We start from the raw sequence: 15,665 nt of genomic DNA on the forward strand, positions 1-15,665 counted from the left end.
TATGCTTACGGTGTTGTCAATCACACCCTACCTTTCATCGACGTCATCGTGGTCAGGCTTGAGGTGATCAGGTTCACGGGTTTGCTGAACACTCTCCTGGCTATCGTTCTGGCTATCACTCTGAACAATGGGCTTCTCTTCCACATCCTTCTCTTTAGCGGTTGACTCCAAGACCCGCACATTGGCAGGTGGTGTCTTCCCATTTTTGGTTTCACCAAAGTAGAGCGTGGTGTGTGGGAAGGGAATTTCAATACCCGCCTCATCAAAGCGCAACTTCACCAAGCGATTATAAGCGCGGCCAACACCCCACTGGTCGCCCGGCGTGGTTTTGATCACCACACGAATGTTCACGGAGCTATCCGCCAGGGCCACCACGCCAGCAACCGTTAGGTCAGCAAGCAGCTTATTCCCGTGCTCTTCGCTGGCTTTGAGATCTTCAAAGGCCAATTGGAGCTGCTCAATAGCTTCGTCGATGCTCTCGTTATAGCCAATACCGTATTCGCCCACATGGTTGCCATATTCACGCATGTAGTTAGATACGGTATCTACGCTTGAGAACGGCACAATGTGATAAGTGCCAGACAGGTCGCGGATGCCGACCGAGCGAATGCTGAGCCGTTCGGCGGTACCTGTCACGCCACCTACCGTGACGACATCGCCAGTGTTCATGGCATTTTCTACCTGAATAAACACCCCGGTAATAACGTCTTGCACCAGCTTCTGCGCGCCAAAACCAATCGCCAGACCGAGTACACCAGCACCGGCGATCAGCGGGCCGATATTGATGCCGATTTCCGACAGCACAATCATGCCGGTAATCGTCACCATGGCGATGGCCAGCGCATTACGGAACAGACTAAGCAGCGTTTTCGCCCGCGCGGAAGGTTCACCATAGCCGGTTTCCGGGTTGAGTTTATGCTCAATCAGGCTCGCCAGCCCCAGCCAAACCGCTAGCGCGACAATCAAAATCACCGCGACACCGACCAGTTTACCGACCAGATTGGCACCGCGTTCAGAGGCATACCAAGCGGCTAGATCAAACGCGCCCCAGGCGTTCAACACCATCATGATGACCACAATCAGAATGACGGTACGCAGCACACGCAGTGCATTGGGAACGTAACTATTCAGACGCTTTTCAAGCAACGGGAGTTTGCGCCGCAGGTCGTCTGAAAGCGTGATACGGCGGCCAATGGTCTGGGTAAGGAAGGACGACACCAGCAGTCCGACCACGATGGCGGCCAGGGACTTCAGGGTGGCAAACATCACAAATGGCAGCGCATCGCCGGGCCGCGTTAACGTCAGCACAAACACGATTAAGAAATACAGCAGCGCGAACAGGTGCCAAGTGCGGGCAAATAGCTGCAGGGAAACACGGCTGGCGGTTAAGGTTGATTTTGCCGCCATATCATTCAGGTTATTGCGTAGGCGGAGGCGGTTCTTAAGCACCACTGCCACGGCATAAATAAACGCCAACAGCATGATCAGCGTGCCGACTGCCTGGCCTAACGACGCCGCCACATAGAAATTAATCAACGGCACCACGACCATCAGGCCGTAACCTACCATGCCAATCAAGCGCGCCAACCAGCGGTTCCAATAGGACGCTTCCTGGGTCGAAACAGGCAGTAGGCGCAGCCCTTCATAGTGTGAAGAGAACAGCATCCGCACCCCAGCTTTGAGCAACTCGATCACCAGGAAGGCATTTAAGAATAGGGAGGCGCGGGTAGACAGCTCACCCGCTTCACCAATCGCAAAGGTAGCTAATAGATTGCCACCTACGTAGGAAACGCTTACCAGCAGTACATCTATCACCGCCGCAATGGCCACACAGGTAATCAAGCGCAACACGGGTGTTAAGTTACTACCGTTCAGCGACCAGCCACTGATTTTCGTAAACAGCGGCTTCGCCAAGCGCCTGAAAATCATAAACATCGCAAAGGTCGCGACAATCACCAGGCCCAGATTAATCGCCGCACTGGTGAACGCGGCCATGTCAAAGACACTATCGGCTTCTTGACCGGCGAACAGCCCGCCTACAATGCCAACCACTTGCTCAAACTGCCCGCCCACGTCGCTAACCACACGACTAGTGAGTTCGGCTAGCTGGCGCGGCAACGAGACATCCTCCGGCGCTATCTCACTGCCTTGAGCGGCAGCTTCTGGCGAAAGCTCATTGGCAATTCCCTCGGGCAGCGCTGAGGCTTGACTGCGCAACATCTCAATCAACTCTTGGCGCGACTGCTCATCTTCCAGTAAATTGGCCAGCGCCTCGTAAGACGTCGGTGCCGAGGCTTCTGATGATGCCGTGCCTTCGGCGCTGGCCGATTCACTCGGCGTGCTCTGTGCCATGGCTGGCGTGGCCAATAGGGCAATCATTGCCAACAGCCAGACACCTAGCCAGGGTAGTAAACGAAGTGGCTTCACACCTTAACCTCCTTTTGGGTGAGTGTTCTTTTCAATCTAACGGCTGCCTACACTCTACACTGCCTGTGCAGCTTGTTAAAAAGTTGTACAGGGTAACATGCCTTAATTAATAAGACGTTTCACTGACACAGTGGCGCTAGCCAATAGTGCGCGAGCAGTAATATCACAGCGTAGCGGGCGCCCTTAGCGATCACAATCCACGCCAGCGACCGCCACCAGGGCAGCCGGAACACGCCGGCCAACACGGTAAGGGGGTCGCCAATAATCGGCGCCCATGAAACCAGTAGGCTTAGCTCACCAAAGCGGTGATACCAACCCTCTGCACGGGCTAGGCTACGTGGCGAGGCAGGAAACCAGCGACGGTCTTGAAACCGGCGGGCATAGCGGCCTAATGCAACGTTGATCATGCTGCCCAGGGTATTGCCGGTAGTGGCGACTAGCCACAGCGCCAGCGGTGGTTCGCCCATACACCACAGCCGGGCCAGCCACACTTCGGACCCACCCGGTAACAGCGTCGCGCTGATGAGGGCGACAAAAAAAAGGCTCAGCATCAATTAGCGAACCTCGTTAACGTGGCACCTGGCCGCCCAACTGCTGGGTGATTTCATCGGCCGTTTGGCGAACCAGTGCGCCCAGCGTTAACAGACGCGCTTCAGGGATACGCGCCATGGGGCCTGAAACGGAAATCGCCGCCAGCGGGGTACTGTGTTCGTCAAAGACGCAAGCGGCCACGCAGTGCAGGCCGATCGCGTGTTCCTCTCGATCACAGGCAAAACCCTGAGCGCGAATTTGCTGGGTTTCCTCTTGCAGGGTCTCGGGCTGATAAAGCGTATTAGCGGTCACTCTGGCAAGCTCGCGGCCATCCAGCAATTGAGCGCGCTCATCATCAGGCATCCACGCCAGCAACGCTTTACCGACACCGGAGGCGTGCAACGGCGCGCGAGAGCCAAGACGGGTGATCATGCGCATCATCTGGGGCGACTCATGCTGGGCGAGAAACACCGCCGTTTCCCCATCGCGGATACCCAAGTTGGCGGTTTCGCCGGTTTCGGCCGTTAGGCGGCGCAAAAATGGCCGGCTGGTGGCCACGACATCGCGCGCTTCAAGGAAGCTATTGCCGATGCGGAAGGTTTTGACATCGATTCGCCACAGGCCCTGCTCGTTCTCCTGGGTGACAAACCCCTGGCTTTGCAGTGCTTGTAACAGGCGATGGGTGGTCGATGGCGCTAATTCGGCCATTTCCGCCACTTCCGAAAGGGCGAGCCCAAGGGGGCTCGCCGCAAGATACTCCAACAGCGTTAAGCCGCGTACCAGCGACTGGCTGTGCCCGCCGCTGGCTTTGGCGGTATTCGCCGGACGACCGACCGTCCTGCGCTTGGCTTCACTCACCTGGCGATCTCCTAAAAGGCGCTCCTACCTGAAAACGCCTTTGCTGACGGCGCCTTCCCTGAAAACATAAAGGGCGTCAGGATAACGTGCCAACACGACCGTTGTCGCGTTTACGGAAACGAATTCCATTCATTCAATGGCGTTATCTTAGCGATGTCGCCATTGCGGTGGCCGTTTAGCCATAAACGCATCAATCCCTTCGCCCACATCCTCAGCTAACATGTTGCAGGCCATGGTTTCGCCAGCAAAGGCGTAGGCTTCATCAAGCGGCATGGCGAGCTGACGGGCAAACATGGCTTTTCCCGTTCGCACCGCCACGGCGCTTTTCGCGCAGATACTGGCGGTCAGTTCTTCCGTTGCCTCATCCAGCGCATCATCTTCGGCCACACGATTAATCAGCCCCCATTCCGCCGCCTGCTCGGCGCTAATAAACTCGCCTGTCAGCAGCATTTCCATGGCGCGCTTACGTGAAACGTTACGCGACAGCGCCACCGCTGGGGTGGAGCAAAACAGCCCAACGTTGATACCGGAAACCGCAAAGCGGGCGCTGCGCGCCGCCACCGCCAGATCACAGCTCGCGACCAGTTGGCAACCCGCGGCAGTGGCGATGCCCTGAACTTTAGCAATCACCGGCACAGGAAGATTCACAATGGCCTGCATCACTTCGCCACAGCGGGCAAAGAGCGCTTGGTAATAGGCTTTATCGGGGTTAGCGCGCATCTGCTTAAGATCATGGCCAGCACAGAAGGCTTTGCCTTCGGCGGCAAGTACCACACAACGCACGCTGCTATCGTCGGCGATATCGGCGAAGGCATCGTGGAGGGCTTGCAGCATGGCTTCCGAAAGCGCGTTAAAGCGCTCTGGCGCGCTCATTGTCAGCGTTGTGACGCCCTGCTGGTCAAGGCGTTGCAGGATGGTGGCAGGTGAAGATAGCTCTTCAGAAAAGGATCCGTCAGAGGTGGTGGGCATGGTGAACTCCTGAATGTGAGTAACACAGTGCCCATCAGTCTAGCGCACAAGCTTTGCGTGCAATGCTTGTGCGCTAGACCATTTTTATCAGGATTTTTTCATCAAACGGGTATCGCGACCCAAGGGGTGCGGTTCGCAGCGCGCTTTGGCGAGGTCAATCTGGCGCTGGCGCTCACGCGCAGCGTTGCGGGTCTTCTCCGGCAGCGAATCGATGCAGTGGGGGCAGCTAATGCCCGGCTCATACGCAGATGACTGCATATCCTCGGCGGAGATTGGCATACGACAGGCGTGGCACTGCTCAAACTCGCCTTTGCTCAAGTCGTGGCGAACCGTCACACGGTTATCGAACACGAAGCACTCACCGCGCCAAAGCGACTGCTCTTCCGGGACTTTTTCCAGGTAGTTCAGCACACCACCTTTCAGGTGATAAACCTCTTCAAAGCCCTCTTTGAGCATAAAGCTGGAGGCTTTTTCGCAACGGATGCCGCCGGTGCAGAACATCGCTACTTTTTTGTGCTTTTCCGGGTCGTAGTGCTCGCGCACGTACTCGGGAAATTCGCGGAAAGTGGTGGTCTTAGGGTCTATCGCCCGCTCAAAGCTACCTATCGCCACTTCGTAATCGTTGCGGGTATCGATCACCAGCACTTCCGGGTCGGCGATGATGTCATTCCAGTTTTCCGGCTCGACGTAGGTGCCCACGGTGTCATTAGGATCGATGTCCGGCACGCCGAGGGTAACAATTTCTTTTTTGAGTTTGACCTTGGTGCGGTAGAACGGCGTTTCGTCGCAATAGGACTCTTTATGATCAATATCGGCCAGACGCGGGTCGGCGGTCAGCCAGGTAAGCAGGCCGTCAATGCCTTCGCGACTGCCCGCCACCGTGCCATTGATGCCCTCTTTAGCGAGCAGCAGAGTGCCTTTAACGCCGTTATCGAGCATGGTTTGGTGAAGCGGTTCGCGCAGCGCTTCGAAGTCGTTCAGGGTGACAAATTTATACAGCGCCGCGACCACAATGGGCGGCATTTGGATGGGTACTGACATGTAAAGCTCCAGGTAGTCATCCTCGTAAAGGACGGACCGGGTTATTAAGACGCGCATATTCTAGCGCAACCTGGCGCTGAAAACGTCGATTTATTCGACAGAAACGTACTGAAACCTTCACCCCACGCGGCGTCAACGAGGCGTATATTGTCACTATTCCACATCACATAACCTCGGAGTACAGCATGATTATTCGTCGTTCAAACGAGCGCGGCTACGCCGACCACGGCTGGCTACGCTCATTCCATACCTTTTCATTTGCCAACTACGTTGACCGCAACCATATGGGCTTTCGCGCCCTGCGCGTGATCAATGAAGACCGCGTCGCGGGCGGCCACGGCTTTGGTGCCCATCCTCACCGGGATATGGAGATTATCTCCTACGTGCTGGAAGGTGAGATGGAGCATAAAGACAACATGGGCAATGGCGAGGTAATGCGACCGGGCGACGTGCAGCGCATGTCAGCGGGTACCGGCGTGCTGCACAGCGAGTTCAATCACTCCAAGACAAACGAGCTGCACTTCCTGCAGATTTGGATTGAACCCAAGCAGCTCGGCATTAAACCCAGCTACGAGCAGAAAGCGTTTCCTACCGCCGAGCGTCAAGGCCAGTGGCGTTTAGTGGTTTCTGAAGAGGGCCGCGAAGGCTCCGTGAGCATTAATCAGGACGTGAACCTGTACGCGGGCCTGTTTAACGCTGGCGAACAGCCAACCGCACCGCCTTCGCGACACGCTTGGCTGCATGTAGTGAACGGTGAAATGGAAGTGAATGGCGAGACGCTAGGCGCAGGCGATGCTGCGGCGTTTACGCCAGATGAGTCGATTAGCCTCACCGGCAAAGAAGCAGGCGAAGTGCTGCTGTTTGATTTGGCTTGATCACCGCGTTGACTAAACCGCACCAACCAAAACGGCGCCTCGTGCGAGGCGCCGTTTTTACAGCCAACTTATTTAATAAAGGCTTTAGCTGTTTTGTGACGAGTAGAGCGCACGAATTTTCAGCGTGTGATCGACTTCACGCAACGCTTCCAGCGCCTGTGGGCCGTAAGCTTTATCGACATCGATAACCACATAGCCAACTTTCTCGTTGGTCTGTAGGTACTGACCCGAGATGTTGATGCCATTTTCAGACAGCACGCGGTTAATTTGCGACAGCACTCCCGGCACGTTGTCGTGGATGTGAAGTAAACGGTGCTTGTCGGGGTGCGCAGGCAGTGCCACTTCGGGGAAGTTGACCGATGTGACCGTGGTGCCGTTATCGGAATACGTGATCAGTTTTTCTGACACTTCGATACCGATGTTCTCCTGGGCCTCCAGGGTAGAACCACCGATATGCGGGGTCAGGATCACGTTTTCCAGACCGCGTAGCGGGCTTTCAAACTCTTCTTCGTTGCCTTTCGGCTCTACCGGGAAGACGTCAATCGCCGCACCGTTGAGATGGCCCACTTTAAGCGCTTCGGCAAGCGGTTCGATTTCAACGACGCTACCGCGGGAGGCATTAATAAAGATCGCGCCGGGCTTCATGGCGGCAATCTCTTTGGCGCCGATCATCCAGCGGGTAGAGGCAAGATCAGGCACGTGCAGGCTGATGACATCGGAGCGACCCAGCAGCTCTTCTAGGCTTGCGACCTGGCTGGCGTTACCCATTCCCAACTTGGTGATCACATCGTAGTAAATCACGTTGAAACCCAATGACTCCGCCAGCACGGAAAGCTGCGCACCGATGCTGCCGTAGCCCACGATGCCTAGCGTTTTACCGCGCGCTTCATGGGAGTTCTTGGCTGATTTCAACCAACCGCCCTGGTGGGCACGGGCGTTTTTCTCAGGAATACCGCGCAGCAGCATGATTGCTTCTGCCAATACCAGCTCGGCCACCGAGCGGGTATTGGAGTACGGCGCGTTGAACACCGCGATACCACGCGTAAGCGCGGCGGTTAAATCGACCTGATTGGTGCCGATACAGAAACAGCCAACGCCGACCAGCTTCTCTGCTGCCTCGAACACACGCTCAGTCAGCTGTGTGCGGGAACGGATGCCGATGAAGTGAACGTCGCGAATCTTTTCGATCAGCGCTTCTTCATCAAGCGATGTGGGCAGATGCTCGATATTTTCATAACCGGCGTTGTGAAAATTGTCCACCGCACTTTGGTGGACGCCCTCGAGTAGCAGGATCTTGATCTTGCTCTTGTCCAGGGACGTTTTGGCCATGGCTGAATCAACCTCTATGGTCGGCGGCATGCGCCGTGTATCGGTTCACGGGAGTCGCATATCGTAGCACAGGCAGCCCCGGTCACGCCGGGTCAAGATGATGAAAAGTGTGCGTAATGACAATGAATGAACCGCAAGTCGTTACCAACAGCGTGGGTGGAAAGGCAGACGTCACCCCCTGGCGTCGGTGTATACTGTGGGCCTATTTCAGCTTATTTTAAAAACACACCGGTTGGCAGGCACACCCCAATGAGCGACACGACATCACCTCCGCAGGATTTTGCCGCGACGGTTGAGCAACTCGAAACCATCGTTGAACGTCTTGAGTCAGGCGAGCTCTCATTGGAGGATGCGCTGACCGCGTTTGAACAGGGCGTGCGGCTGACCCGCGATGCCCAGCAGCGTTTGGACAACGCCGAACTTAAGGTGCGTGCACTGAGTGAAGACAGCGAAGGCCGCTTGAATGTGGCGCCTTTTGCTGGCCCCGACGACCCCAAGGATGCGGCCGACGAAGAGAGCAAGGAGACGCCCCCATGGTAGCCACCCAGCCGAGCCAGCTTGCCACCCTGCGCCACCGCAGCAATAGCCGCGTAGACGCCACCCTGGCGGCACTATTTGATAGCCGCCCGGCGGTAGCGCCCCGGCTTGAGGCGGCCATGCGTCACGGCCTGCTCGCAGGCGGAAAGCGGCTGCGGCCCCTGCTGGTCTACATGGCAGGCTATGCCCTCGGCGCGGACGACGAAGCACTCGACGCGCCCGCGGCGGCCATCGAGTTAATCCACGCCTACTCGCTGATCCATGACGACTTACCCGCCATGGACGACGATGACCTGCGCCGCGGCCAGCCTACCGTGCATAAAGCCTTTGATGAAGCGAGCGCGATTCTGGCTGGCGATGCCCTGCAGGCACTGGCGTTTGAAGTGCTGGCCGGTACCGCGCATCCTCGGCTGGGCAGCTTAGTCCATACGCTTGCCTCAGCCGCTGGCCGCGACGGCATGGTGGCGGGTCAGGCGCTGGATTTAGACGCCGTTGGTGGCCACCCGGATGTCGATGCCCTCGCCCACATGCACGCCCATAAAACCGGCGCGCTGATTGTTGCCGCTGTGCGCCTCGGCGGCTTAGTAGCCGTTGCCGACGACGACCCCGGTTTAACCGCGCTTATTCGCTACGCGCGCGCCATTGGTCTAGCCTTTCAGATTCACGATGACATTCTGGATGTAACCGGCGACACCTTGACCCTAGGCAAAACGTCAGGCGCCGATGCCGCCCGAGCCAAGCCCACCTACCCCAGTCTGCTGGGATTAGAGGGCGCTCAACGTAAAGCGCACAGCCTGATTGACGAGGCTATTGCCGCGCTCGCCCCTCTGGGCGAACGTGCTGCACCGCTGGCCGACTTAGCCCACTATATGATTGAGCGTGACTACTAAACGATGTCCTTGAATACGATGTCTTTGAATACGATGCTCTTGAATACAATACCCATGAAAACATGCCTATGAAAACATGCCCATGAAGCTGTTCGACGAGATTCCCCGTGAGCGCCCCGCGACGCCGCTGCTCGACTCCTTTGATCACCCCGCTGCCCTGCGGGCCATGAATGACCAACAGCTCGCCCAACTGGCTGATGAGCTGCGTGCTTACCTGTTATATAGCGTGGGCGTGTCGGGTGGTCACTTTGGCGCCGGACTCGGCGTGGTCGAGTTAAGCGTTGCCTTACACCACGCCTTCCATACCCCCCATGATCGTTTAGTTTGGGACGTTGGCCACCAGGCTTATCCGCATAAGATCCTGACCGGCCGTCGTGAGACGATGTTGAGTATTCGTCAGCACGGCGGTTTAGCAGCGTTTCCGCGCCGCGCCGAGTCCGAGTACGACACCTTTGGTGTCGGCCACTCCAGTACGTCGATTTCGGCGGCATTGGGTATGGCGCTGGCGGCCAAGGCACAGGGAAATAAGCGGCGCGTGTGTGCAATCATTGGCGACGGCGCGCTAACCGCCGGCATGGCCTTTGAAGCCCTGGCCCACGCAGGCCACGTAGACGCCAACCTGCTGGTGGTGCTTAACGACAACGAAATGTCGATTTCCGAAAACGTCGGCGGCATGGCGACCTATCTTGCCCGCGTGCTCTCCAGCAAGCCCTATCTCAAAATACGCGAAGAGGGCAAAAAAGTGCTTTCTCACCTGCCCGGCGCGCTTGAGCTTGCCCGGCGCACCGAAGAGCACATGAAAGGCATGGTCAGCCCCGCCACGCTGTTTGAGGAGATGGGGTTTAACTATGTTGGCCCCATTGATGGTCACGACCTCAACGCGCTAACCGATACGCTTGAAAACCTGCGCGACCTCGACGGCCCGCAGTTCCTGCATATCAAAACGGTAAAAGGTAAAGGTTTCTTGCCTGCCGAGGCCGACCAGATTGGCTATCACGCCATTACCAAGCTGGAAAAGCCCAGCACCGCTGACAGTAACGGCGCCGCCAAAAAACCCATTATTAAACAAGCCGCAGCCAAGAAAAAATACTGCAATGTGTTCGGCGACTGGCTTTGCGATATGGCCGCCGCCGATTCGCGCTTGATGGGCATTACCCCCGCGATGCGCGAGGGCTCCGACCTGATTCGCTTCTCTAAAGAGTACCCGCAACGCTATTTCGATGTCGCGATTGCCGAGCAGCACGCCGTCACGCTCGCGGCAGGTATGGCCTGCGAAGGCATGAAACCAGTGGTGGCAATTTACTCTACCTTTCTACAGCGCGGCTATGATCAGTTGATTCATGATGTGGCGGTGCAGAATCTGGATGTCACCTTTGCCATTGACCGTGCAGGCTTAGTGGGCGAAGACGGGCCCACGCACCACGGCAGCATGGATCTCTCATTCCTGCGCTGCGTGCCCGGCATGGTGATTATGGCCCCAGCGGATGAAGCTGAATGCCGCGCCATGCTCAGTGCTGCCTACCATCATCCTGGCCCCGCGGCGGTGCGCTACCCACGCGGCACCGGCCCCGGCGTGGAGATTCCCGCCCACCTTGAGCCGCTAACGATTGGCAAAGCCGAGGTACGCCGAAACACCTCAAGCGACGGCGTTCGCATTGCGCTGTTGGCGTTTGGCAGCATGAATAGCGCTGCCGCCGACGTCGCCGAACGGCTCAATGCCACCCATATCAATATGCGCAGCATCAAGCCACTCGATCGGGATGCGGTGCTACACGCCGCCGACGAACATGAACTGCTGGTAACACTGGAAGAGAACGTGATTGCGGGTGGCGCAGGCAGCGCTGTCAATGAGTTGCTCCACGCCGAAGGCGTTCAGGTGGAAGTGCTTAATCTCGGCTTGCCTGACGCCTTTGTCGAGCACGGCACGCCAGCGCAGCTACTTGCCGACTGCCAGTTGGATATTGAAGGCATCGAGCGCGCTATTCGTGTCCGGCTGCCCTAAAACTTATTGCTATTCGGTTGCCATCAGGCATTACCTTTAAACTACTTTTGAGATTTATATGCTACTGCTTATTGTTATTTTCGGCCTGATCGGTCTTGCGTTTGGTGGCCCGGTGGGGCTTCTGATTGGCGGCGGCTTGGGCTGGTGGTTGGGGCGACGCATCAGTCGTCGCTTGAATATCGCCCGAATGCGTATTCAGGAAGGTTTTCTTGAATCGATCTTCTCGGTCATGGGCTGCCTGTGCCAAGCCGATGGCAAAGTAACCGATGGCGAGCTGGATGTAGCCGAGAAACTGTTTGATCAGATGCATCTGCAAGGTGAACAACGCGCCAAGGCCCGCGCCGCCTTTGAGCGTGGCCGCGCCGATGACTTCAACTTAGACGCCGAATTGGCCAATGTTAACCGCCTCACCCAGCGTCAACCGGTGCTGCGCCAAGTATTTATCCAGGTTCAGCTCTCCGCTATCGCCGCTGACGGCGTGCTCCATCCGGCTGAACAAGAGATGATCCTGCGCGTTGCCCGTGGCGTGGGTTGCAGCGATACCGAACTACAGCAGATCGAAGCGATGCTACATGGCGCTGCTGCTAACTCCCAAGGCGCCAGCGAAGAAGCGCTAAAAGATGCTTATCGCGTACTGGGGGTTTCGGACGATGCAAGCGATGCTGAGATCAAGAAGGCTTACCGTCGTCTAATGAGCCAAAACCACCCCGACAAATTGGCGGGTAAAGGCCTGCCCGAGAGCATGCGCGACATTGCCCAGGCGCGCACCAGCGAAATCGGCAATGCCTACGAGCGTATACGTACGGCGAGGGGCAGCGCCTAAAGGCAGCCTTAACAACAAGATAATCGACAGGTTCGCTAGCGCCCGCTAGATTCAAGCATCGACTGTTTTCGTCAGGAGCACGCCATGATCACGCTGTATAGTTTCCCCCAGTCGCGCTCGTTAAGAGTGGCTTGGGTACTTGAAGAGCTTGGCCTTGAGTACCAGTGCCAGCACGTGGCGCTGGATAAAGGCGAGGGCCAAACGGTCGAGCATTTGGCGCGCCACCCGGACGGCAAGGTACCGGTCATTGAAGATGGCGATGTGTATCTATTTGAGTCGGCGGCTATTTGCCGCTATCTGGCCGAGACCTATGGCGATGGCACGCTGCTGCCCAGCGATCCTGCGGCCCGTGCCCAAGTTGATCAATGGCTCAGCTTTATCGTGACGGAAATTGAGCAGCCGCTGTGGAATCAGGCCAAGCATAAGTTTGCATTGCCCGCTGATAAGCGTGTTCCTGCTATTTTGCCGGTTTGTGCCTGGGAGTTTCAGCGTGCAATAAGTGCCCTGGCGCGCCGTTATAACGGACAGGAATATCTGGTAGGTAACACCTTTACTCTGGCGGATCTGTTTCTGACTCATACCCTTTCCTGGGCGGCCAGCATGAAGCATCGCTTACCCGAGCCGCTCTTTGCTTACCGCGAGCGGCATGTCAAGCGTCCCGCCATGGCTAAAGCCGTCGCGCGTGAGAAAGCCGCCGCTGAGGGTTAAGCAGACGTAGCGGGGAGAACCGCGCTATAAACCGCAAAGTAGTGGCAGACGCTTCCAGCGATCACAAACAGATGCCAAATAGCATGGTTATAGGGGATGGCACGCACGGCGTAGAAGATAACCCCGAGCGTGTAGGTGATGCCGCCCGCGGCCAGTAGGGTGATGCCGGTTGATGACAAATTGGCCGCCATTTCTTCTGCGGCGAGTAATATCATCCAACCCATGAGTAAATAAATCGCCACACGTAACACCGCAAAGCGATGCGGCCAACATAGTTTGCAGACAATGCCAGCCAACGCGAGCGACCATACAGCAGTAAATAGTATCCACCCGGTGGGGCCGCGCATGTTCACCAATAAAAAAGGCGTGTAAGTACCCGCGATGAGGAGATAAATCGCGCAGTGGTCAAGCAGTTGAAAACGCAGCTTCCAACGCCGATGCGGAATGCCGTGATAAAGGGTCGAAGCGGTATACAGCAGTACCAGCGTAGTGCCGTACAGGCTAAGGCTAACCACCTTCCATGGGTCGACATGTGCCGCTAGGCTCGCCACTGCGAGCAAGACCACCATGCCTACCAAACTAAGCGCGGCACCAATCCCGTGGGTAATGCTGTGCAGCCTCTCTTCAATAACGCTGAATTCGCCCAGCGAGTCGTCGATATCGGTATTTTTCAAACGTGACACCTCTAAACGCCCTTATTAACTTATATCAGTCATGTAAAAAATAGCGTGTAGCTGACTATAAAGAGAGTGCTAGCGGCCGTTTGTTCCTTCGTTTAAGCAAATCGAAACAAAGCAACTAAAGCCGAGCCCGAAAACTAAAGCCAGGCTCGGTATTGATTGGAGAAGAAATTCTACCAATGCACGCAATAGGAATCTTTTTAAAGCGTTGGCGAGGGTAAAGCATCCTTCATATCGGCGGGCACTTGAAAGCCTAGCGCAGCACCGCGCGCACTTGCTAACCCTTGGGGGAAGCCACTTCGATAGCTGTAATCAGGGGTAGCGCCTCCTTGATAGGCATGGCGCTGGCTCAAAGCCTTGGCACAGGCATAATCAATGGCAGTGAGAATACCCACCGCGGTTAACGCCAGGTAAACGTTCTGCTTCTTGGGATTATGCTCATCCTTTAGCGCAAAGGAGAGGGCCGCAAGATCTAACACATCGCCGCCAACACGGCTCCATATTGCAGGTGTAGGATTATCTGAAAGCGCGCCGATACCACTCATTACGCCTCTTACCCCACAGGCACGCAGGCTGTTTTCGCTGCCTTGCATACCGAGCTCACGGGTAATCCTGCCTGGTGCTAGCAGTTGATAAAGCCCGACACCCAGGCTTAACCAACCGAGCCCTCGCGCCAGCTTATCCGCTGAGCTTTGCGACTGGGTCATGTCTGTGTGCTTATGCATACCTACCTCCATGTCGGTGTCTTCAAGGCTGGAGAATTACCTTGACGCAACCATCCTGTTTATCGCGGAAGGTCTTATACATTTCGGGCCCTTGCTCTAGGCCAACGGAGTGAGTAATAACGAATGAGGGGTCAATCTGGCCCTCTTCAATACGCCGCAGCAGATCATCGGTCCAGCGATTCACATGTGTCTGGCCGGTACGCACCGTCAGCCCTTTATTCATTAACGCACCAATGGGGAGTTTATCCACCAAGCCCCCATAGACGCCGGGAATGGAGAGCACTCCCGCAGGGCGACAGACGTAGATCATTTCGCGTAATACGTGGGCGCGATCCGATTCCATCAACATGGCTTGTTTAACGCGATCGTACATGGAGTCCAGTGAACGGGTGGCGTGTGCTTCCAGGCCCACCGCATCAATGCACTTTTCCGGCCCCTTACCGTTGGTCAGGTCTTGCAGGCGGCTCAGCACACTCTCTTTATCAAAATTAATGGTGATAGCGCCGCCCGCTTCTGCCATAGCGAGCCGCTCGGGGACATTATCGATTACGACGACTTGCTTTGCGCCCAGCAGCACAGCGCTGCGAACACAAAACTGGCCTACTGGCCCAGCGCCCCAAATAACCACTGTATCGGTAGGCTGAATGTCACACTGTACCGCCGCCTGCCAACCGGTAGGGAAAATATCACCTAGGAAGAGTACTTGTTCGTCAGTGAGCGTACTGGGCACTTTAATATGGGTGGTATCGGCAAATGGCACCCGGACAAATTCAGCTTGGCCGCCTGCATACCCGCCAGTGAGATGGGAATAGCCAAATAAACCCGCGCCACCATGACCAAACGCCTTATCGGCCAATGCCTTATTGCGATTAGAGCGCTCACAGACTGAATAATTGCCACGCTGGCACTGTTCACATTCCCCACAGAAGATAGTGAAGGGAACCACGACGCGATCGCCTACCTTCAAATTCTTTACTTCGCTGCCTACCTCCATCACTTCGCCCATAAACTCATGGCCAAGCACGTCGCCTGACTCCATAGCCGGTATGAAATGATCGTAAAGGTGAAGGTCAGAGCCGCAAATAGCACAGCTACTTACATTAACGATGGCGTCGCGGGGGTGCTCAATTTGAGGATCCGGTACCGTGTCATAGCGAACGTCATTTTTACCGTGCCAGCAAAGTGCTTTCATGGTTGCTTCTCCTTAACCTTTATACCCCTGGGTTAGCATCCTGCTATGTATCAACATAGCTCAGTTGCCGGGCAAAAA

At 56.3% G+C, this 15,665-nt stretch carries 15 protein-coding genes; 6 read left to right on the forward strand and 9 right to left on the reverse strand.

All coding sequences use genetic code 11. The features are described 5' to 3' along the window. Positions 1-27: 27 nt before the first annotated feature. From ybiO to trhO, 5 genes are all read right to left on the reverse strand, one after another. Positions 28-2,427, reverse strand: a complete 2,400-nt coding sequence (ybiO, locus tag HUO07_RS12890; RefSeq protein WP_176303909.1) for a mechanosensitive channel protein — start codon at positions 2,425-2,427, stop codon at positions 28-30. 119 nt (positions 2,428-2,546) lie between these two features. Then, positions 2,547-2,978 carry a YqaA family protein gene (locus HUO07_RS12895; protein WP_176303910.1) on the reverse strand — a complete coding sequence of 144 codons (432 nt, stop codon included), beginning with the start codon at positions 2,976-2,978 and terminating at the stop codon, positions 2,547-2,549. 16 nt (positions 2,979-2,994) lie between these two features. Next, positions 2,995-3,816, reverse strand: coding sequence for an IclR family transcriptional regulator domain-containing protein (locus tag HUO07_RS12900; RefSeq protein WP_101146842.1), 822 nt, complete (start codon positions 3,814-3,816; stop codon positions 2,995-2,997). Between the two features lie 147 nt (positions 3,817-3,963). Continuing rightward, positions 3,964-4,785 carry an enoyl-CoA hydratase gene (locus tag HUO07_RS12905; protein WP_176303911.1) on the reverse strand — a complete coding sequence of 274 codons (822 nt, stop codon included), beginning with the start codon at positions 4,783-4,785 and terminating at the stop codon, positions 3,964-3,966. An 87-nt stretch (positions 4,786-4,872) separates the two neighbouring features. Next, positions 4,873-5,826, reverse strand: a complete 954-nt coding sequence (gene trhO / locus HUO07_RS12910; RefSeq protein ID WP_176303912.1) for an oxygen-dependent tRNA uridine(34) hydroxylase TrhO — start codon at positions 5,824-5,826, stop codon at positions 4,873-4,875. 185 nt (positions 5,827-6,011) lie between these two features. On the opposite strand from trhO, the gene HUO07_RS12915 reads away from it, so the two are divergent. Further along, complete coding sequence (locus tag HUO07_RS12915) at positions 6,012-6,701, forward strand: pirin family protein (protein ID WP_176303913.1); 690 nt, start codon at positions 6,012-6,014, stop codon at positions 6,699-6,701. Between the two features lie 84 nt (positions 6,702-6,785). Here the strand turns inward: HUO07_RS12915 and serA are convergent, their stop codons facing one another. Then, a complete protein-coding gene (gene serA, locus HUO07_RS12920; RefSeq protein WP_176303914.1) occupies positions 6,786-8,030 on the reverse strand; it encodes a phosphoglycerate dehydrogenase in 1,245 nt (414 codons plus the stop codon). Between the two features lie 249 nt (positions 8,031-8,279). Between serA and HUO07_RS12925 the strand changes: the two genes are divergently transcribed. The 5 genes from HUO07_RS12925 (at position 8,280) to HUO07_RS12945 (ending at position 12,990) form a co-directional block, all read left to right on the forward strand. Next, positions 8,280-8,570, forward strand: a complete 291-nt coding sequence (locus HUO07_RS12925; RefSeq protein WP_176303915.1) for an exodeoxyribonuclease VII small subunit — start codon at positions 8,280-8,282, stop codon at positions 8,568-8,570. Beyond that, a complete protein-coding gene (locus HUO07_RS12930; RefSeq protein ID WP_176303916.1) occupies positions 8,564-9,457 on the forward strand; it encodes a farnesyl diphosphate synthase in 894 nt (297 codons plus the stop codon). Before HUO07_RS12925 ends, HUO07_RS12930 begins: the two co-directional genes overlap by 7 nt. Positions 9,458-9,533: 76 nt before the next feature. Next, entirely contained in the window at positions 9,534-11,459 is a 1,926-nt protein-coding gene (gene dxs / locus HUO07_RS12935; RefSeq protein ID WP_176303917.1) for a 1-deoxy-D-xylulose-5-phosphate synthase, read from the forward strand. A 58-nt stretch (positions 11,460-11,517) separates the two neighbouring features. Beyond that, on the forward strand, positions 11,518-12,282 hold the full coding sequence (gene djlA, locus HUO07_RS12940) for a co-chaperone DjlA (RefSeq protein ID WP_176303918.1): 765 nt from the start codon (positions 11,518-11,520) through the stop codon (positions 12,280-12,282). Positions 12,283-12,366: 84 nt separating this feature from the next. Beyond that, positions 12,367-12,990, forward strand: coding sequence for a glutathione S-transferase family protein (locus HUO07_RS12945; RefSeq protein WP_176303919.1), 624 nt, complete (start codon positions 12,367-12,369; stop codon positions 12,988-12,990). On the opposite strand, the gene trhA is transcribed toward HUO07_RS12945, so the two are convergent. The 3 genes from trhA to HUO07_RS12960 all read right to left on the reverse strand — a co-directional run bounded on the left by trhA (position 12,987) and on the right by HUO07_RS12960 (position 15,587). Continuing rightward, complete coding sequence (gene trhA / locus HUO07_RS12950; RefSeq protein WP_176303945.1) at positions 12,987-13,664, reverse strand: PAQR family membrane homeostasis protein TrhA; 678 nt, start codon at positions 13,662-13,664, stop codon at positions 12,987-12,989. The genes HUO07_RS12945 and trhA overlap by 4 nt on opposite strands. A 206-nt stretch (positions 13,665-13,870) precedes the next feature. Continuing rightward, positions 13,871-14,395 carry a hypothetical protein gene (locus HUO07_RS12955; RefSeq protein ID WP_176303920.1) on the reverse strand — a complete coding sequence of 175 codons (525 nt, stop codon included), beginning with the start codon at positions 14,393-14,395 and terminating at the stop codon, positions 13,871-13,873. Positions 14,396-14,417: 22 nt separating this feature from the next. Continuing rightward, positions 14,418-15,587: a zinc-dependent alcohol dehydrogenase gene (locus HUO07_RS12960; RefSeq protein WP_176303921.1), complete on the reverse strand. Its 1,170-nt coding sequence runs from the start codon at positions 15,585-15,587 to the stop codon at positions 14,418-14,420. Between the last annotated feature and the right edge of the window lie 78 nt (positions 15,588-15,665).

Origin of the sequence: Vreelandella maris (assembly GCF_013371085.1) — a bacterium.
Taxonomy (GTDB): domain Bacteria; phylum Pseudomonadota; class Gammaproteobacteria; order Pseudomonadales; family Halomonadaceae; genus Vreelandella; species Vreelandella maris.